Source organism: Corynebacterium stationis (assembly GCF_001941345.1).
In the GTDB taxonomy this organism is placed as follows: domain Bacteria; phylum Actinomycetota; class Actinomycetes; order Mycobacteriales; family Mycobacteriaceae; genus Corynebacterium; species Corynebacterium stationis.
In genome coordinates, this window is the sequence record NZ_CP009251.1 from 262,423 (window position 1) to 280,842 (window position 18,420).

The following is an 18,420-nucleotide window of genomic DNA, read 5'->3' on the forward strand; positions in this document are numbered from 1 at the left end:
TGCTACTCCTTATCCTCTCGAATCCCTTCCACAATCCTCACAGTCTCCACCGCCACACGCGTGACCTTCGCAATGAGGTCCACGATGTACCGCGGATTGCCCACCTCGTCAGCCCAGTCGTTGGGGTCGTTGACGATTCCCGATGCCTTGTCTTTCTTCACCTGGTACCGGTCAATAATCCACGCCAGCGCAGACCGCGAGCCGAGTATGTACTCGTCCGCCTCAGCCGGAATGTCGCGCACGGTCACGGACTTGTTGTAGACCAACGTCGTTACATCGTTGACGTTTTTACCCGTCTCTGGGTCCTTCTTCTTCGCCCATTTCATCTTCTGCACGCGCCACGTCTCGCGGGAGTTCTCGTCCGCCGATGCCTTCACCGCCACCGTGACCGGCCACGGCTCCACGTCCTCGTAGTTGACGTGCAGGTCCATGAGCTCCCGGCCGGCGGCAGCCAGCTGGTCGAACCGCGCCCGTGACGTCGGCGTTTCGATATGCGGCAGCATCTTCTTCAGGTCCGCGGCGTACTTCTCTCGGTACCCCGGGTCATGCAGCTGCCCGTACACGAAGGAGAAGATATCATCCTTCGTCACATCCGAGCCCAGCGCCTCGCGGTAAATCCCAAGAATCTCGTCCGTGATGTTGTCCACGCGACGGTAGCCGTCGAGGATTTCTCCTTCAATACCAGGCTCCGAGCCTTCCGATTCCCCCATCCCAAAGTCCAGCTCACCCTCCGGCGCCTTGATGGGTTCCCAGGTCCAGCGCGGGAAGAACTGGCCGGAGTTTTGGAAGTGCAAATTTGGTGGGAGGATGGAGCCGAGAAGCGAAAAATTGTCGTTTGATCCTGTTCCCGTTACCGCAAATCCGAGATTGGGGGTCTTAGGGGATGGGAAAGCCCAAGAAATCAGCCTTGGACGGTCCAGATAGTTGGCGCCGCTGTACAAGTGCATCTTTTGGAATGGGCGATATGCACCGATGATGATCCTCGTGGGGTCGAAAACGAGCTGAACATTGCGGTTATGAAGGCTGTCGAATTTCGATGACCATTTGATTTTTTTATCATCCTTCAGCGGTACGTCCCCGAGCATCGAATTGAAGTTGAGAATCGATGATTCGACGTTTGACGCCAAGGAATCTGAAGAAAACGAATAAGCCCACTTGTCGCGGTTCGTGCTTATACCCGGTCCGGATATTCTTAAAATACCTGTTGTACCAGCCTTTGGATCTGACTCGAGCGGAACAAATGTTGATAGTTCCTCACCGCGTTGTTCGATCCAATCTCCGTGTTTGTTTGGGTGGAGGATTTCCCAATCGACATTATCGAGCGTGGAGCGATCAACAATCGCAAGTTTTTCGTCTGCGCTGAGGTAGTCGCCAATATCGCGGTAGTGGATACAGACATCGTCCGGGATTTCGCGCTTGACGGCAATGATGATGGCGACGGTGTTGCGGCTACCGGAGCCGAAGACCTTGCCGCCTTCTTTGCGGGATTGCTCGCCGGCAGTTCGTTGGTTGCCACGGAGGTTGTACACGTAGATGTCGCTGAGCTCATCTGCTAGTGAAAGTCGGACGCCATCGGCGGTGTTGCCGTCTATCCAGCCGCCGTTGGACACGAATGCCATGACGCCGTTTCTACCGAGGCGATCGATTGACCATCTGAATGCTCGCAGATACGAATCGTAAAGGTCTGCTTTACGCGAAGCGGTTGACCGGGCTGCAAATGACTCAAGAATTCGGTTGTCAAGTGTTGGGTACTTGAGATTCGCGTTGTTGTCGTTCGCGCTCATCTGTCCCACGGAGTAGGGCGGGTTACCGATGATGACGTTAATAGGAGCGTCGATTTGCCGTTGAATGGCGGCGTTGTTTTCCTTGAAGACCTTGATGTCGAGGATGTCGCCTTCCTCGTGGATTTGGAAGGTATCGGCAAGGGCGATGCCGGCGAAGGAGACGTACGCGGGTTCAGGCTCATTGTCGCGCTGGGCGCGTTCGGCTTGGAGGGCGTTATACGTCGTTTCGATGTTGACCGCGGCGACGTAGTAGGCGAGCAGCATGATCTCGGTGGCATGGAGTTCGCCAGCGTACTTGCGGGCGAGGTCTTCCGGTTCGATGAGGCCCGACTGGAGGAGCCGCACCATGAACGTGCCGGTGCCCGTAAACGGATCGAGGATGTGGACGCCTTCGTCCGTGAGCCCCTTGCCGAAGTGCTCGCGGGAGATTTGGTCCGCGGAGCGCAGGATGAAGTCGACGATCTCAACCGGGGTGTAGACGATGCCGAGGGCCTCAGATTGCTTCTTGAAGGCTTTGCGGAAGAATCGCTCGTAGAGGTCCTTGATGACTTGTTGCTTGCCGGAAGCGGAGGAGACCTCGGAGGCGCGGATGCGGACCGACTCGTAGAACTTGGTGAGGGATTCGGTCTCGGATTCGAGCTTGGCGTCGGACAATGCGTCGACCATGCGCTGCATGACGCGGGCGACCGGGTTGTGCGCGGCGAAGTCGTGCTCGGTGAACAGCGCGTTGAAGACCGGGGCAGTGATCAGGTGCTGAGAGAGCATGCTGATGGCTTCGTCCTCGGTGATGGAGTCGTTCAGGTTCCCGCGCAGGCCCTCGATGAAGACCTCGAATTCCTTGCGGATGGTGTCGTCCGCAGCATTGATAAGCGCCTTGATGCGGGCGATCTGTGCCTCGGCGATAGTGGCGACATCGTCAGCCCAGTCTTCCCAATAAGTACGCGTACCGACCTTGTCGACCAGCTTGACGTACATGGCTTCCTGCCAGGCCTCGAGGGAGAATAGCGCAATCTGCGCCGAGGTGAGGTCCTGCTCACCGGAGGACTCAGAGTGGCTAGCCGGGGTGGCATCGGAAGCATCGAGCTTTGCCTGGGCGTCCTTGGCTTTGTCTGCAAGGGACTGCTCTTCCTCCTTCTTGGTATTCTTCACGCTCTCGATGTCGATGGGAAGCCCGACCTTCTCGTTGAGCGCAATCGAGTTGACCTTCGCATTGAAGCGGTCATCGTGAGCACGCAAGGCGTTGAGAATCTGCCAGACTACGCGGAAGCGCGTGTTGTCATTGAGGGCCTGGGACGGGGAGACTCCCGGCGGGATGGCGACGGGCAGGATGATATAGCCGTAGTCCTTGCCCTCGGCTTTGCGCATGACGCGGCCGACGGACTGGACGACGTCGACCATGGAATTGCGCGGGTGGAAGAAGATGACGCTATCGAGGGCAGGGACGTCCACGCCCTCGGAGAGACAGCGAGCGTTGGTGAGGATGCGAGTCTCGTCCTCAGGGATGGAGGACTCGAGCCAAGAGATCTTATTGCCGCGCTCGAGGGCGTTCATGGTGCCATCGACGTGCTCGACGGCGACCTGGAGATCGATGTTGAGCAGGCTCACGTCGTTGGTAGCGGCGTGGTCCTTGAGCTGCTCCTGGTACTGGCGGATGAGCGTGGGGAAGGTCTCTTGGATAGTCTTCGAGGCCTTGATGTCCTTGGCGAAGGCAACGGTGCGGCGCATGGGTTGTGCATTGGCCTCGAAGCCGGACTTCGTGTCCTGCTCGGCACCCGAACGCTTCGCGAGTCCGTTCCACGCGCCGATCATGGCTGAGGCGGTGGTGAGGTTGATTTCGTTGGTCGGGTAGGCAGCGAGGACGTCCGCGGCGATGTCTTCCTCGACGGTCATGACGAGGACCTTGTAGTCAGTGAGCAGGCCCTTGTCCACGGCCTCACCGAAGCCGAGGCGGTAGAACTCGGGGCCGTAGATGGCCTCGTCATCCATGGAGGCCAGCTCCGCGGAATGTTCCTCGGCTTTGCCCTTGACGTTGTCGTCGAAGAGTCGGGGAGTAGCCGTCATGTAGAGGCGCTTGCTGGCCTTGATGTATTTTTCGTCGTGAATCTTCACGAAGTTGGAGGCGTCCTCTCCGGCGAGAGTGACGCCGGTGGTGCGGTGGGCCTCGTCGCAGATGACGAGATCGAAGTCATCCATGCCGAGCTCTTGGGCTTCGTGGATGGACTCGATGGATTGGTAGGTGGAGAAGATGACGTTGAGGCCCTGGCGGCGCTTGCCTTGCTCCGTACGATGCTTGATGTCGTGTCCGTCGGTGGAGACGGGGACCTCGAGATCGTAGGAGGCGATGTCCTCGGCCTTCTTGGAGACCTTCTGGTCGGAGCATACGGCGTACGGCTTGAGTGGCAGGTTCTGCTGCGACTGAGCGGTCCATTCCTTGAGCGTCTGCGAGAGCAGCGAGATAGAGGGAACGAGGAAGAGGACGCGGGCCTTGTTTCCGTTGTTCTCGGCGAATTTTTCCGCGAGGCGCAGCGCGGTGAACGTTTTGCCAGTGCCGCAGGCCATGATGAGCTTGCCGCGGTCGTGAGTTTCGAAGCCGGCGATGGCCTCCGCGATGGCCTCCTCTTGGTGCGGACGCGGGGAGTACACCTGCTTGCGGGTTAAGTTAATGGCGATGTCGCTGCCGGGGAACGTGATGTCCCAGTCGATGGGGGATTCGGCGATGGAGGCAGTGCCGATGCGGTTGGTAGGGATGAGCTGGTTGTCCAGCATTTCCTCGGCGTTCTTGCTCCAGCGGTCCGTGGTGGAGATGATGATGCGCTGAGCAAAGGAGTCCTTGCCGTGCTCGGTATCAAAGGAGCGGCCGGATTTCTCGAAGAAGGAGTCGAGGTGGGACTTCTGGAGGTAAGCGGTCGGCTCATAGAACTTGCACTGGATGGCGACCCAGCGGCCGTCCTCGCGGCGGCGGGCTACAAGGTCAATGCCGGTATCGGACTGTCCGTCGTAGTATTTCCAGTCGATGAAGCGTCCGACGTCCTCGTACTCTTCGCTCAACGTCGGGTCATTACGGAAGTAATTGGCCATGAGCTTCTCAAAGGCGATGCCGTACTTGCCTTGCGGCTGGTTCTTGCGTAGCTGGTCGAGGACGTCGGAGAAGGTAGACATGGTCTCTATTATGGCGGGTACTGACGTGCTATGAGCCGATAGACTCGAATTAGCTTCCTTGATGCGTCGGCCCGCTCTGAGTACGCCCGGTAAGCTGCAGGTATGACACAAAACGCCACGCCGGGCGACGGTGAGAAGAAGGGGGCACGGCCAAGCCCTGCCGTCGCTGCGCCCAATAGCGGGGAGCTCGTGCGCACGGAGGTGCCCCGGGCGTATGGCTTGGCGGGGGAGAGCGCGCGGCACTTGTCGCGCCGGGCGTGGGGGTTAGTTGCGCGCCGGGTGCGCCATGAGCTCTTCATGAACGCGATGATGGACCGCGCGGCGACGCTCACGTTCTTTACGGTGCTCACGGCGCTGCCCATGGTGTTGGGCGTGTACTCCATTGCGACGTTGGTGCTCGCGCGCAATGAGGAACAGGTGCAGAAGCTCACGGCCGATTTCATCGGGACATATCTGCCACAGGAATGGGCGGACGCCGCGCAGCGGGTCGTGGATGCGGTGGTGGGCTCGACGCAACAGTCGACGCTCATGCTGGTGTTATCGGTGGTCCTCGCACTGTTTTCGTCCTCGGCGTATGTGCGGGCGTTTGCGCGCAGTGCCAATGCGATGTATGGGCGAGTGGAAGGCCGCGGGCTCGTGCGCACGTGGACAGTGATGTGGCGGCTCACCGTCGCGATGGTGCTGGGCGTCGTGGTGATCTTTGTGGCGCTCATGCTGCAGCGCGACATCGTGGTGGGACTGTTGCGGCCTTTTGGTGGGGTCGCGGGTGTTTCTTCGGTGCGTTCTTTCCTCGTCGATTCCTTCCTGCCGGTGTGGCAATGGCTGCGCTGGCCGGTCGTGGCGGTGGTGAGCGTGACGCTGTTGGCGTTGCTGTATCGCTTCGCGCCGAATGTGCGGACGCGGAAATTCCAGTGGCTCACGGTGGGCTCAACCATCGCGTTGCTGGGTGCCGTCGTGGCGTGGGGACTGGTGCGGGTCTATCTCACGGTGGTGGGTGCGCGCAGCGCGTACGGCGCGCTGGGGACGGTCATCAGCGCGCTGTTTGCGTTGTGGATCATGAACACGCTGTTTATCCTCGGCGTGAAGATCGACGCGGAGATTGCGCGGGCGATGGAGCTAGAGCGAGGGCTCGAGTCGGAGCGCGTTATTCAGGCGCCGCCGCGGGCGACCGGCTCGGCGGTGGCGCAGTCCGCCGCTGTGAGAGAATTGGAGGGGTTAGGCAAGGAGATCCGACTTAAAGATTGAGGATGAGCGAGAGTGCGGCTTATCGGTACACCGCAGAACGGTGTCCGACTTCGACCGCGAGCACAATGGCTTTATCGTCTTCGATGGCGCAGAGAATTCGATAGTCTCCGACGCGATATCGCCATCGTCCAGATAATGGCCCCGTAAGGCCCTTGCCGTGTCTACGAGGATCGTCTGTTCCATCCACGTTTTTAAGGAGCCACGTTGCAATAATCCTCGATACGTGCGGATCTAGTTTCGACAGCTGTTTGTCGGCTCGCCGGGAGATGCGAAGGCGGTAGACCATGGTAACGAATTAGTTCACGTATTTAGCTGCGAGTTCTTCTGCGGAGAGGGTCTCTGGATCGGCCTTGAACTCGGCCATGGCTTCCTCCCAGACCGTAAGGTCAAGCTGATCTTCCATGTAATTGTTGACGACGGTACGGATGAATTCAGAGGTGGTTTGGCCGTACGTGTGGGCGAAGTCTTGGATTGCTTCCTTCTCCGCGGTGTCGAGACGGAGGGTGATGGACGATGGTGACATGGTGGCCTCCCTAGCCAGTTTTCTTTCTGTAAGACATTGTAAGGCGAAGTCATGTGGTGGACAAGGGGCTGGATGATGAAGCGTGGACTGGAGGTGTGTTGTCTAGTGACTTCTTGGACTTGGAGTCCAGTTAGTTTATGGACAGGATGTCTAACGACTTTTTGGACTCTGGCTTCTTGACAATGTGGGGATGGCAATTCCCATGGTGCAAAATGGCGGAGAACGTGGCCGAAACACTCCAAAAGGGTATGAGTGTCATTATTACTGGCAAGCTCAAAGCCCAGTCTTATCAGACTAAGGAGGGGGACAACCGTACGGTGTTAGAGGTGTTGGTTGAGGATGTTGGGCCGTCGCTTTTGTTTGGCACGGCTCAGGTTGCGCGTAATCCTCGGGATGGGCAGAGCACGCCGCAATCCGGCGCGTGGGGTAACACGCCGCAGCAGCCCGCTCAGGGTGGTTGGGGGCGCCGGCACCGACCGGGCAGGACAACTCGCCGAATATGCCGCAATCCCAGCAGAACGTCCAACAAACCATGGACGAACAGCCTCCATTCTGACCCTATTTTTAGCCCGCGTCACGTGTTGACGAGGGTCTTTTAGCTTTCTAAGGACAAATTCAAGTGCGCTATCCATTCAACACCAATGACATCACGAGCCAATGCCGCCCCGGCGGCAGCTGTCCTACCTGTAACGCAACCGAGCCCCCAGAAATGGTGCACACCTTCACCGTCTGGGAGGAACGGGCCCGACCTCCAGAGAGTAGATACCTTGGGGTGTATAAAATGTAGGTGTAAGCCTATCACTCTTTATGTGGTTTGCGACTCAAACTCATCGGGAGTTTGATATCCGCACCAAGTGTGTCGGCGGCAAGTGTTGTAGCGCACGCACCAGCGGAAGACATTCCTACGGCAGATCAGCTGGTTGGCGAACGTCTTCGTATCCTTGAGGACCTCTCGCTTCAACGCTGCGTTAAACGACTCAGCGAGGGAATTATGCGCGCTGGTTCCCACCGCGCCCATCGACTGGGTAACGCCCAAGCGCCTGCATGTTGTCTGGGACTACGATGAGGTGTAGACGATTCCGTGATCTGAGTGGAAAATCGCACCGTCAAGACCTCCTCGCAGGTGGGAAGCGTTTTCGAGGGCTTCTTCTACCAGTTCGGTACGCATGTGATCTGCGATAGCAAACCCAACAAGTTTGCGGGAGAAACAATCAATAGCTGTTGCCAAGTACATGTTCGTTCCGTCTGCGATCGGCAGATACGTAATATCGCCGACCAGCACACGATTCGGAGCGTGGTCGGTGAAGTCACGGTTCACCAAGTCTGCGAACACGCGCCGGCCTGTGTCGCGCACGGTGGTCTTGACCCTGCGCTTGTTTTGAAATCCGAATAGGTTCTGGGCCTGCATCAAGCGGGCCACCTTTTTGCGATTGATCCGCTTGGCAGGGGTTGTAGCACCGTCGCGATGTGTGGGGTCGTTGAGTTCGGTAGTGATGCGACGAGCGCCCCAGACGCCGTTTTCAGCGTCGAAAATGGCCTGGATCTCAGCGGCCACCAGAGCGTCATCTAAAAGGCGCTGACTACGACGTGGAGCCGAATTCTTCTACTTGGAGTACGAAGACCGGTTAAGGTTTAGAACTTCGCACATCCGCTTAACCGAGTAGTCGGGGATATCGTCACAGGCGAACTGGAAGCGGATCACCAGGTCGTCTCTTCCGCACAATACTTCGCGGCCTTGCGCAGAATTTCACGCTCTTGACGAAGCCGCTTGTTTTCGCGCTCTAGCTGGCGAATTCGCTCCGCATCAGCAAGCTTAGCTGCCGGTGACGAGCCTGCATCATTAGCGGCAACGTTGGTATCAAACTGCTTGTACCAGTATCCCAGGGTCGAGCGATTGATCCCGAGCTCTTTTGCGACTTTGCGCATCGAAGCATCTGGGCTCGCCTCGAGCATCGCGACGGCGTCGCGCTTGAACTGTTCCGTGTAAACCTTGACGCGGGCATGGTGGTAGATTTCCTTCCTTCCCAACCACAGTGGCTGGAATCCGGGGTGTCTACCTAACGGGGGTCAGGTCCGAACCGAATCTTCGTAATTTACGCCGTGCTCGGAATCCACCAGCATGGTCTTGGTCGGAACACACGCAATATTGATGCAGGTGCCGCCGTACATTTTCGGGGACTGCTCCACCAAAATGACGCGGTCGCCGTGCTCCGCGCGGTTCATGGCGATGGTCTTGCCGGCCTTACCAAAACCGATAACCAGCACATCCACGGTAGTTTCAGCCTGATTAGTTGTCGTTGCCAAAAAACCCTGCCCTTTCATAAAAAGAAATGGCTTGGCGAGCCACTAAACGTTGCTACACCAAGCCTAATCACAAACGGGACGGGAGTTATTTACACCGGAACGTAATCTTCGCGCTTTTTCACCCACGCGATCACTCGGGTGGTCACCGGCAAGAGCACAATTTCAATGAGTGTCTTCCAGAAAAAGCCCACGGCGACGTAGTTGATGAAGCCGCCGACGGAGTCGACACCGATGACGGACGCGGCGATGGCGCAAAACAGCAAAGTGTCGCCAAATTCACCAACAACGGTGGAGGCAATCAAGCGGGTCTTCAAACCGCCTTCGCCAGAACGTTTCTTCATCGCGTTCATGATCCAGGCGTTGAGCAGCTGGCCCACCAGGTAGCCCGCCAGAGAAGCCAGAACAATTTGTGGCACCAAGCCTAAGGTCGCAGCGAAGGCTTCTTGGCCTTCATAGAAGCTTGCCGCAGGCAGCCAAATAGCGATATAGAAGCACACCACGGCCAAAATTGCCATGCAAAAGCCGATATAGATGGCGCGCCGGGTGGATTTAAAGCCGTAGCATTCGGCCAGCACGTCGCCGACGATATAAGCCAGAGGGAATAAGAAAAACGCGCCGTCTGTGATCAAAGGGCCAAGTTCAACACCCTTGGTGGCGTTGATGTTGGAAATAAGGAAGACGACGACAAACACCGTGACCAACCACGGATACAGAGTGGACTGTACCGGGATGAATCGGATGCTCTCGCCGCCATTTTCTGCGGTTGCGGTTGCCGATTTACTTGTCATGAAATACATCTTCGCACCTGAAGTCGTAACCTAGAAATTATGCATTTTTTGCCACACAGCACGAACACCCAAACAACGCAGGAAAAGCAAGCCGGCACGCAGCCAGGTCGCCATCGCAGCGAGCCGCACAGCAACACTCAGGGTGCGGGGCGTTATGCGCCGAGTCCATCAGGGGACTTGCACTTTGGCAACCTGCGCACAGCCTTGTTGTCGTGGTTGTATGCGCGCAGCACCAACCGGAAGTTTTTCATGAGGGTCGAAGATATTGACCAGCAGCGCTCCACGCCGGAGTCGGCGCAGCGTCAGTTAGAAGATTTGGATCAGCTGGGGTTGGAATGGGACGGGGAGGTTATCTACCAGCAGGATCGCTATGACATCTATGAAAAGGCTTTGGCGAAGCTTCCACACTATGAGTGCTATTGCTCGCGCAAAGACATCCAGGAAGCAGCCTCTGCCCCGCATGCCATTCCCGGGCAATATCCCGGGACCTGTCGGGATTTGAGCGACGAGGAAAGAGCTGAGAAAAGAGCATTGCTTGCCGATGCCTCCCGCGTCCCCGCCCTTCGTCTGCGCTCCGAGGTATCCACGTTTACGGTCTTTGATGAATTGGCTGGCGAATACACCGGTGATGTTGATGACATGATTTTGCGCCGGGGCGGCAATGCCAATCAGATTGGCCCACTGGGCCCGGATTGGGCCTATAATCTGGCGGTCGTCGTTGATGACGCGGAGCAAGGTATTGATCAAGTCGTGCGCGGTGATGATTTATTGTCATCAGCGCCCCGGCAGGCGTATCTCGCGCAACTTTTAGGCTATGACATCCCGCAGTATGTGCACGTTCCCTTGGTCTTAAATGACAAAGGCCAGCGCTTAGCCAAACGCGATGGGGCAGTGACCTTGCGAGAGATGTTAAAAACTACAGAGATCGCATCCATTATTGAGCAGCTTGCGCAGTCTTTAGGTTATTTTGGAATCCATAGCGCTGATGAGCTACTGGAAGCATTTGATCCGCAAGACTTTGCACAGCGCGACGCCGCACACCAGCCTTTTACATGGACTGCCAACACTTAAAGGACTCCAGCGCATGGATATTTTGATGGTCTTAACCGGGCTTTTAGCCGCGACGGTCTTTGCTGTCGCATTAGGTAATAAGACAGGTTTGCCCTGGCCAGCTTTGCTGACATTGTTGACCACCGCGGTGGTGTTCATCCCAGGGTTTTCAACCTTTACAGTGCCTTCGGAGTTGATTCTTCCTATCTTCTTACCGCCGCTGTTGTGGGCGTTAGCCCGGCGGACTTCGTGGGGCGTGATTCGCGAACAATGGCGCACCATCTTGTTGCTGTCCGTGGTTTTGGTGGTCATTACTACCGCAGGCGTTGGTGCCGCAGCATATTTCTGGCTTCCCGGTATTGGGCTTGCCGGCGCGATTTTGATTGGCGCGGCAATCGCCCCACCGGATCCCGTTGCCGTGGAAGCAGTAGCCGAACCAGCAGGTATCCCGCACCGCATTACAACGTCCTTGCAGACCGAAGGGTTGTTTAATGACGCCGCATCGATTGTGCTTTTCCATCTAGCGCTTTTCGCGGTTACCGAAGGAAATGATCTCTCCGTTGCCAGCGGAGTATTGAACTTTGTTTACTCGTCGGTGGTTGCCGCTGTCTTGGGACTGGTTATTGGCCGGGCAGCAGCGTGGTTTATGAAGCATATCGATGATTCCACCGCGCGTAATGCACTGACCTGGGTGGTGCCATTTGGCACCTATATCACCGCGGAATATTTGGGAGCCTCCGGTGTTATCGCCGTGGTCATCGCCGCTATTGAATTAAGCTCCCGGGCACCGTTGATTGCGCAAGACCGTTCCTCGGGGCAGAATTTCTGGGATTCTGCCGAGCTGCTTTTTACCGGCGTCGCCTTTGGTCTCATCGGCATGTCCGTGCGCGATGCCATTGATGAGGTTGGCTCTGACCTGTGGCATTCCGTCTTCGTTGGTGTTGGCCTTTCGCTGGTTGCCATCGTCATTCGCGGAGTATGGATGTATATTGTGTGCCTAATTAACCGCCAGACTGGGCAGCGGCGCAGCGCACCCACCCGCCTGCAAGAAGTCCTCTTAATGACCTGGTCGGGTATGCGCGGACTCGTGACACTGGCACTGATTTTGTCTATTCCCACCGGCGCTTTGGCCTATCATCATGAACTCGCGGTTATTGCGCTCACGGTGTTGCTGATAACCATGGTGGTCCCGGGCATGTTGCTGCCGTGGCTGATGAACCAATTGTCTTTGCGCTCGCAGGCAGAATCCGCCGAAGATGCCATGCGCGCTGTTGTCTCTGAACGCTCGCGCCAAGCCGCGATGCGCAGCCTGCGCAACTATGCCGACACTCTCGACCCGGAAATCGCCGTCGCCGTGGATAACTGGTTTGAGGAAAACCTCGGTGCCGGCGACTTATCATCAGATGAGCGCAGCGTGCGTATGGAAAAGATTAAACGCGCTCGCACGGAGGCCAGCAAAGCCCGTGAAGTTGCATTGCTTGCTTCGCAAGAAGAGCTACTGCATATGCGTAAGAACAGGGAATTCAATCCCGCTATCGTCGATGAAATCCTGGCCGAAGTTGACCGTGCACTGTTGACAGTCAACGACCGGAAGTAAGAAAAGATTTCTGGCTACACTGGCAGCTATGGATGGGCAGGGAATTTACGAATACGCCGAAGACGACGCGAGCATGGACTACCTGTACGGGTTCTTTGACAAAGACCTGAAAGACCGCCTCGAAACCGAACGTCAATTTATCCCCGAAGGTTTAGAAGACCTGATCGGGGACAATTCCCTGCTCGACTACATTTGGCTGTGGATTAAAGATGCTGGCCCGCGCGGGTTCCGTCAGTATCTTTTCGATGGGGGCTATGCAGAATCCGAAGTCATCGAAGCTTTCCTAGCTAAGCGTCAAGAGTGGGGAATGAACACGCCACCTCATTTGGAATGGCTTGAGCAAGATGACTTTGACGTCGCGTCCTTGGAAACTTAAAAGGGACCCCGCGCACCCGACAGAGCCTGCTGACCCTTGCTGCATTCCTGCCCTGGGGGAGTTCACAGGATGACGCCACGCGGAATCCTCTCCTAGAGCCTAGCGCTTGAGCGACTGCATTACAAAATAAAGGGTATGCAAAGGGCATGCCGAGAATGCTCTCTGGCGAAAAGGGGCGCGCTGAGGCGCGCCGAGACATTCACTGGGGCGCAGTCCTAGGAAGCCCGGTAGTGCAAACTCGGTACTCTAATAATTTCCTTTAAAATACGTTGTGACCTGCTGATTTTGTGTGGTGTTGCCCGTGCTGATAATGTTTCTTCTCGGAGGATTCGACTAGCGGCCTATGTCACACGCCTGGAACGCGTGCGGGGTTCACGCCCCTCGTGGGTTCAAATCCCACATCCTCCGCCAGTGAAAATCTCGGACTTCTGCACTAGAGGCAGGGTCCGAGATTTTTTGTTTTGCCACTTGCCCGCAGATGCGGGGATGTGAAAACAGCGGCTGTATAAATTCGCTACTATTGGACTCTACATAGGGCCTTATACAGAACCGAAAGGTAGGCGAGCACGTCTCATGTCGCTGCTTGAACTTGACTCTGATCAGCTAAAAGAATTAGCTGACCGCACTCGTAAAAATTATGAAGAGCTCAAAGCAAAGGGTCTCAAGCTCGATCTGACGCGAGGCAAGCCTTCGGCTGAACAGCTGGACCTAGCAGATGAGCTGCTGTCTTTGCCTGGTGTAGATAACTACACGGATAAAAACGGCACCGACCTGCGAAACTACGGCAACGGTGAAGGCATTGCTGATATCCGTGAACTCTGGGGCGAGCTGCTTGGCATTAACCCTGCGCAACTGTTGGCTGCAGATTCCTCCTCGCTGAATATCCAGTTCGATCTCATCTCGTGGTCCTGCGCGTTCGGTAATAACGATTCCGAAAAGCCATGGTTTGCTGATGAGCAGCGCAAGTGGATCTGCCCAGTGCCAGGCTACGACCGCCACCACACCATCTCTGAGCAGTTCGGCTTTGAAAATGTCACCGTGCCAATGCTCGAAGATGGGCCAGACGTTGACGCTATCGCTGAGCTGGCCAAGGACCCTTCGGTGAAGGGCATGTGGGCAGTACCAATGTTCTCTAACCCGACTGGGGTGACGTTTAGCAAGGAAAGCATCGAAAAGCTCGCGGCTATGGAAACGGCTTCCCCGGATTTCCGCATCATGTGGGATAACGCCTATGCCGTGCACACCTTGACTGATGAATTCCCTGAAATCATCGATGTGCTGGGCATCGCGGAAAAGGCCGGCAACCCGAACCGTTTCTGGGTTTTGTCCTCGACGTCGAAGATCACCTTCGCGGGCGCTGGCGTAGCCTTCTTCGGCTCTTCGCGCGAAAACCTGGACTGGTACATGTCCATTGCTAATTCTCGCGGCATTGGTCCCAATAAGCTCAACCAGCTGGCGCATGCGAACTACTTTGGCTCAGCTGAAGGAGTGCGTTCGGTAATGCGCAAGCATTCTGGCATCCTCGCGCCGAAGTTCACCGCTGTGCAGAATATTTTGCAAGACCGTCTGGGTGAGTACGACGTTGCGCGGTGGACCAAGCCTGAAGGTGGCTATTTCATCTCCGTCGACGTTATTGACGGCACCGCCACGCGCGTGTGGGAGCTGGCGAAGGAAGCCGGCATTGTGCTGACCAAGGCTGGCTCGGCGTTCCCAGGCAATGATGATCCGAATAACCGCAATATCCGCTTGGCGCCGTCGATGCCACCGCAGGAAGAAGTAGAAGAAGCCATGGATGGCGTCGCAACGTGCATCCTGTTGGCTGCAATTGAGAAATTAGGTGCCTAAATTAACCGCGAGGAAACCGCTGTTTGGCTAGACGGAATCATCCCGGGCGACCTGGAGTTTAAAAAGGTCGACGGCTGGCATTTAGGTCTAGCCGCGCTTGATGATGCCCAAAGCCTTGCCGTGACCACCCAGTTCGCTGATGTGGATACTGGGTTGGTCAAACAAGGAACTGAGATGCCTGTGCGCTGTGAGATCATTGCGGTTGCACGTGCGCCGCAAGCAGCCGTTGCCGCTGCCGTGGTGGGCGTGGCGAAGAAGCTGCAAGAAGCAGGTGGCGAGATTGCCGCGCAGCCAGGTGTCTTAGTGCCCAATATTGAATCCGCCCTTGACCAGGCGTCCGATATTACGGTTTCCCACGGCATGTTGATTGCGCCTTATCTGTGGGGCGGGCCTTCTCCACAAGTCGAAGAAGAAGACCGGCTCACCTTAGGGTTGCAGCTGATCATGCTTACTCATGCTGAATATGCCTATGCTGTGGAAGAAGGCGTGGCCGCGATGCAGCAGGCAGTAGCGGAGTCCAACATTGACATCTTGGACTGGACACGCGCAGATTCTTAGCCCCATGTTGTAGAAGGTAGAATCACCACCGTGGCTTTATACCGGAAATATCGTCCAGCGACTTTTGCTGAAGTAGTTGGGCAGGAACAAGTAACCCAACCGCTCTCGGCAGCACTCGATGCAGGGCGCATTAACCACGCCTACCTATTTTCCGGTCCGCGCGGCTGTGGCAAAACCTCGTCTGCGCGCATTATGGCGCGTTCTTTAAACTGCGTGCAAGGCCCAACGTCTCAACCCTGTGGCCAGTGCGCTAGCTGTATTTCATTGGCGCCTGGTGGGCCTGGCAACTTGGATGTCACGGAGCTGGATGCGGCATCGCATAACTCCGTGGAAGATATGCGTGAGCTGCGTGAGCGCGCTTATTACGCGCCAGCGGATTCCCGCTACCGCATCTTCATCATCGACGAGGCCCACATGGTTACTAACCAGGGCTTTAACGCGCTGTTGAAGATTGTGGAGGAGCCACCAGAGCACCTCATCTTCATTTTCGCGACTACGGAACCGGATAAGGTCATTGGCACCATCCGTTCGCGTACGCACCATTATCCTTTCCGCCTGCTTACTCCGCCGGCGATGAAAGGCCTGCTTGAGCGCACCGTGGCATCAGAGGGCGTCTTCGTGGAAGACTCCGTCTACCCAATGGTGATTTCCGCCGGTGGTGGCTCCCCGCGTGATACTTTGTCGATTCTGGATCAGCTTCTTGCTGGTGCCGGTCCAAATGGCCTGACCTATGACATCGCGCGCCCGCTTCTGGGTGTTACCGATGAGACTTTGCTTGATGACACCATCGCAGCGCTGGCCCAGGGCGATAAGGCCGCGCTGTTTAAGCACGTCGATGCCATTATTGAAGCCGGTCACGAACCACGCCGCTTCGCCGTTGACCTTTTAGCTCGTCTGCGCGATTTGATGATCTTGCAAGCAGTTCCCGACGCCATTGCTGCCGGGCTTGTCGATGCCCCCGTCGACCGCGGCCAAATTCTCACCGAACAGGCCCAACTATTTAACGGCACGCAGCTGGCGCATTATGCTGCGACAGTCAATGAACAAATTGGCGCCCTTCGTGGTGCTACCTCACCACGACTCTTGCTGGAGATTCTCTGCGCCCACCTAGTCATGGAACCAGCCTCAACGGAAGTTTCTGTCGCCGGTTCTCCTCCTGCGCAAGCTGCTCCAGCTGGCTCCGGAACGAACGCCGGGACCAGCACGCCTACCGGCGGTACGCCCGCGGGCAATAGCCCTTCAGGCACTACACAAGGTGGCAGCGGCCAAGGCAGTAACGCTCCATCAGGAATGGCCGCTGCCCAACAGGCCGCCGCCGCGATTGCAGCCCGCCGCAACCAGCAGCGCGAACAAACTCAGCCCCAGCAGAGCCAGGCAAAGCAAAGCCAGTCGCAGCAAAGCCAGCAACAGCCTCAAGCGCAGAGGCCACCGCAGCAGGTTCAGCAAGCCCCGCAGCAACAGCCACAGCAGGAGCAGTGGACCCAGCAGCCTGCGCAGCCGGCACCCCCTCAGGAGACTCCTGCCGAGCAGGCACCCGCAGAGCAGACACCGGTGCAACAGCCAGCTGCTCAGCCTGCGTACGACAACCGTCAGTCCGCAGAACAAGGCGCAGAGCAATCTGCACCGCAAGAACGACAAGAACCGCAGGCTCAGTGGGCTCCGCAGCAGCCGCAGGCATCTCAGCCACAAGCGGCTTCGCCCACGGCAGAGCAACCACCGGCGCAACCTGTCTCCGAGCTGCAGCAAGACGTGCAGCAATCCTGGCCTGCTCCAGTGGAAACATCTGAGCCAGCTCCGTCACAGGAAGCAGAGCAGCACCAACAGACAGCTCAGCAAGAGGCTGCTGAGCCCGAGCAGACCACCTCTGAGGTGACGGCACCTGAGGAGACTGCGTCCGAAGCAGGAACACCTGCTGCCGCAACAAGCCCTGAGGATGTGGTGGAGCAGCTGCGCAATAACTGGCAGCAACTGCGTGCGAGCGTATCCAAGCGCAATAAAATCGCGGGCATCATGCTCACCGAGGCACGTGTGCTGGGCTTGCGTGATAACACCTTGATCCTGGGGCATACCACGGGAGCATTGGCTGAACGGTTGAATGCGCCAGCGAATAACAAGGACGTTGTCGCCGTCGTTGCTGAAGAAGCTGGATACCAGTTAGCGGTCCAGTGCATTGTGGGCACGGACCCTGCAGCTGCTGGGTTTAGTGCGGCTCCACCGAAGCCGAAGACGTGGAACCCACGTGCTGCGAATAATGCAGCGCGCGAAACTGGTGATGACGATCAGGAGTCAGAGAGTCCTAGGGACTACAACACTCCCGCTTCTTCGCAGCCAGCGGATGAGTCTGTAGAAAACCAGGTACAACAGCCACGTCCAAATAATCCTCAGGAACCCGAGCCTTCCCAGCAAGAAACACCGCACTCCAATGGAGCTGGACAAGCTGCATCTGGGTGGGGAACCCCACGCGCACTGGGCGGAAACATGGGTGGCGCACGTGATGCTGCGCAGGATCCGCAAGGAGCTACGCAACCGGCGCAGCAATCCAACTTCGCGCAGCCAGCTCAACCTGAACAATCGCAACCAGTGATGAATCAGCCTCCCGCTGCAGCGCCTGCCGTTACGCAGCCTGCTGCGGCTCAACCTGCTGCGAGTAAGCCTGTAGCGCCGGCACAGGAAGAATCGGGCCAGGTTGATTGGCGTGCACGCATTGCTCAAGCCAAGGCGCAGACACAACAGCGTGAACAGGAATTGAGAAATTCAGACACGTTCAGCGACGGTCGTCCTTTGCCACCCGATCCAGGGCCAGAGGCGTACCCGGAGTATGAGTCAGTGCCGCCTGAAGATGCTTATGCACCGCAGAGTCAGAGTCAGCGGCCGGCGCAAAACGCTGCCCGAAACCAGGGCGGTTTTGGTGGCGGGACGGCACAGCCGCAAGCGAATACGGCTCACAACGGAGCATCGCCAAGCAATGCACCGCAAGCACAGCCACCAGCGCAACCACAAACCCAGCCACAAAATGGGCAAGAGCAGGAGCCCGTGGCTCAGCCGCAGGCTGCGTATTCTCGTGAAGCACAAGAAAACGAGATGATGGATGATGCTCGCGAGCAAGGCAATTTAGATAGGCGCAGTGCCACTGAGGTGGCCATGGAACTACTCGAAAGAGAACTCGGCGCGCGCAAGCTGTAGCAATGCCG

The 18,420-nt window shown here is 57.2% G+C and carries 13 protein-coding genes, 1 tRNA gene, 1 other RNA gene and 1 pseudogene; 9 read left to right on the forward strand and 7 right to left on the reverse strand.

Going from position 1 to position 18,420, the window contains the following annotated elements; translation table 11 throughout:
* Nucleotides 1-2 precede the first annotated feature (2 nt).
* Nucleotides 3-4,943, reverse strand: a complete 4,941-nt coding sequence (locus CSTAT_RS01350) for a DEAD/DEAH box helicase (protein ID WP_075722219.1) — start codon at nucleotides 4,941-4,943, stop codon at nucleotides 3-5.
* A 102-nt stretch (nucleotides 4,944-5,045) separates the two neighbouring features.
* On the opposite strand from CSTAT_RS01350, the gene CSTAT_RS01355 reads away from it, so the two are divergent.
* On the forward strand, nucleotides 5,046-6,188 hold the full coding sequence (locus CSTAT_RS01355; RefSeq protein ID WP_075722220.1) for a YihY/virulence factor BrkB family protein: 1,143 nt from the start codon (nucleotides 5,046-5,048) through the stop codon (nucleotides 6,186-6,188).
* Nucleotides 6,189-6,207: 19 nt separating this feature from the next.
* Here CSTAT_RS01355 and CSTAT_RS01360 read toward each other — a convergent pair whose 3' ends face one another.
* Complete coding sequence (locus tag CSTAT_RS01360) at nucleotides 6,208-6,474, reverse strand: type II toxin-antitoxin system RelE family toxin (RefSeq protein WP_075722221.1); 267 nt, start codon at nucleotides 6,472-6,474, stop codon at nucleotides 6,208-6,210.
* Nucleotides 6,475-6,483: 9 nt separating this feature from the next.
* Nucleotides 6,484-6,711, reverse strand: coding sequence for a type II toxin-antitoxin system RelB family antitoxin (relB, locus tag CSTAT_RS01365; protein WP_066792244.1), 228 nt, complete (start codon nucleotides 6,709-6,711; stop codon nucleotides 6,484-6,486).
* A 248-nt stretch (nucleotides 6,712-6,959) separates the two neighbouring features.
* Here relB and CSTAT_RS13975 point away from each other — a divergent pair, with 248 nt between their 5' ends.
* Nucleotides 6,960-7,310 (forward strand): single stranded DNA-binding domain-containing protein, encoded by a 351-nt coding sequence (locus tag CSTAT_RS13975; protein ID WP_419186560.1) that lies wholly within the window; start codon nucleotides 6,960-6,962, stop codon nucleotides 7,308-7,310.
* 206 nt (nucleotides 7,311-7,516) lie between these two features.
* On the opposite strand, the pseudogene CSTAT_RS01375 reads toward CSTAT_RS13975, so the two are convergent.
* The 3 genes and pseudogenes from CSTAT_RS01375 to CSTAT_RS01390 all read right to left on the reverse strand — a co-directional run bounded on the left by CSTAT_RS01375 (nucleotide 7,517) and on the right by CSTAT_RS01390 (nucleotide 9,803).
* Nucleotides 7,517-8,664 (reverse strand): annotated as a pseudogene (locus CSTAT_RS01375) (IS3 family transposase).
* A gap of 114 nt (nucleotides 8,665-8,778) precedes the next feature.
* Nucleotides 8,779-9,015, reverse strand: a complete 237-nt coding sequence (locus CSTAT_RS01385; protein WP_244892870.1) for an FAD-dependent oxidoreductase — start codon at nucleotides 9,013-9,015, stop codon at nucleotides 8,779-8,781.
* An 89-nt stretch (nucleotides 9,016-9,104) separates the two neighbouring features.
* The gene (locus tag CSTAT_RS01390; RefSeq protein WP_075723758.1) at nucleotides 9,105-9,803 is read right to left on the reverse strand and encodes a queuosine precursor transporter; all 699 of its coding nucleotides are present in this window, start codon (nucleotides 9,801-9,803) and stop codon (nucleotides 9,105-9,107) included.
* 39 nt (nucleotides 9,804-9,842) lie between these two features.
* Here CSTAT_RS01390 and gluQRS point away from each other — a divergent pair, with 39 nt between their 5' ends.
* From gluQRS to CSTAT_RS01405, 3 genes are read left to right on the forward strand one after another with little or no spacing between them, the layout of a single operon-like run.
* Nucleotides 9,843-10,874 carry a tRNA glutamyl-Q(34) synthetase GluQRS gene (gene gluQRS, locus CSTAT_RS01395; protein WP_083640589.1) on the forward strand — a complete coding sequence of 344 codons (1,032 nt, stop codon included), beginning with the start codon at nucleotides 9,843-9,845 and terminating at the stop codon, nucleotides 10,872-10,874.
* 13 nt (nucleotides 10,875-10,887) lie between these two features.
* Nucleotides 10,888-12,450, forward strand: a complete 1,563-nt coding sequence (locus tag CSTAT_RS01400; RefSeq protein WP_066840153.1) for a cation:proton antiporter — start codon at nucleotides 10,888-10,890, stop codon at nucleotides 12,448-12,450.
* Between the two features lie 28 nt (nucleotides 12,451-12,478).
* On the forward strand, nucleotides 12,479-12,826 hold the full coding sequence (locus CSTAT_RS01405) for a hypothetical protein (protein ID WP_075722224.1): 348 nt from the start codon (nucleotides 12,479-12,481) through the stop codon (nucleotides 12,824-12,826).
* Here CSTAT_RS01405 and ffs read toward each other — a convergent pair.
* An RNA gene (ffs, locus tag CSTAT_RS01410) (signal recognition particle sRNA small type) lies at nucleotides 12,824-12,917 on the reverse strand. The two genes, CSTAT_RS01405 and ffs, sit on opposite strands and share 3 nt — an antisense overlap.
* 231 nt (nucleotides 12,918-13,148) lie before the next feature.
* On the opposite strand from ffs, the gene CSTAT_RS01415 reads away from it, so the two are divergent.
* The 4 genes from CSTAT_RS01415 to CSTAT_RS01430 all read left to right on the forward strand — a co-directional run bounded on the left by CSTAT_RS01415 (nucleotide 13,149) and on the right by CSTAT_RS01430 (nucleotide 18,412).
* A tRNA-Ser gene (locus CSTAT_RS01415) sits at nucleotides 13,149-13,237 on the forward strand.
* Between the two features lie 162 nt (nucleotides 13,238-13,399).
* Complete coding sequence (locus tag CSTAT_RS01420; protein WP_075722225.1) at nucleotides 13,400-14,671, forward strand: aspartate aminotransferase type Ic; 1,272 nt, start codon at nucleotides 13,400-13,402, stop codon at nucleotides 14,669-14,671.
* A gap of 120 nt (nucleotides 14,672-14,791) precedes the next feature.
* Nucleotides 14,792-15,229 carry a suppressor of fused domain protein gene (locus tag CSTAT_RS01425; protein WP_066792250.1) on the forward strand — a complete coding sequence of 146 codons (438 nt, stop codon included), beginning with the start codon at nucleotides 14,792-14,794 and terminating at the stop codon, nucleotides 15,227-15,229.
* Nucleotides 15,230-15,259: 30 nt separating this feature from the next.
* Entirely contained in the window at nucleotides 15,260-18,412 is a 3,153-nt protein-coding gene (locus tag CSTAT_RS01430) for a DNA polymerase III subunit gamma and tau (RefSeq protein ID WP_075722227.1), read from the forward strand.
* The last annotated feature ends 8 nt before the right edge of the window (nucleotides 18,413-18,420 follow it).

Coding starts and splice junctions, on each gene's coding strand:
- CSTAT_RS01350 (WP_075722219.1), bottom strand. CDS start 4,943: ATGTCTACCTTCTCCGACGTCCTCGACCAGCTACGCAAGAACCAGCCG.
- CSTAT_RS01355 (WP_075722220.1), top strand. CDS start 5,046: ATGACACAAAACGCCACGCCGGGCGACGGTGAGAAGAAGGGGGCACGG.
- CSTAT_RS01360 (WP_075722221.1), bottom strand. CDS start 6,474: ATGGTCTACCGCCTTCGCATCTCCCGGCGAGCCGACAAACAGCTGTCG.
- relB (WP_066792244.1), bottom strand. CDS start 6,711: ATGTCACCATCGTCCATCACCCTCCGTCTCGACACCGCGGAGAAGGAA.
- CSTAT_RS13975 (WP_419186560.1), top strand. CDS start 6,960: ATGAGTGTCATTATTACTGGCAAGCTCAAAGCCCAGTCTTATCAGACT.
- CSTAT_RS01390 (WP_075723758.1), bottom strand. CDS start 9,803: ATGACAAGTAAATCGGCAACCGCAACCGCAGAAAATGGCGGCGAGAGC.
- gluQRS (WP_083640589.1), top strand. CDS start 9,843: ATGCATTTTTTGCCACACAGCACGAACACCCAAACAACGCAGGAAAAG.
- CSTAT_RS01400 (WP_066840153.1), top strand. CDS start 10,888: ATGGATATTTTGATGGTCTTAACCGGGCTTTTAGCCGCGACGGTCTTT.
- CSTAT_RS01405 (WP_075722224.1), top strand. CDS start 12,479: ATGGATGGGCAGGGAATTTACGAATACGCCGAAGACGACGCGAGCATG.
- CSTAT_RS01420 (WP_075722225.1), top strand. CDS start 13,400: ATGTCGCTGCTTGAACTTGACTCTGATCAGCTAAAAGAATTAGCTGAC.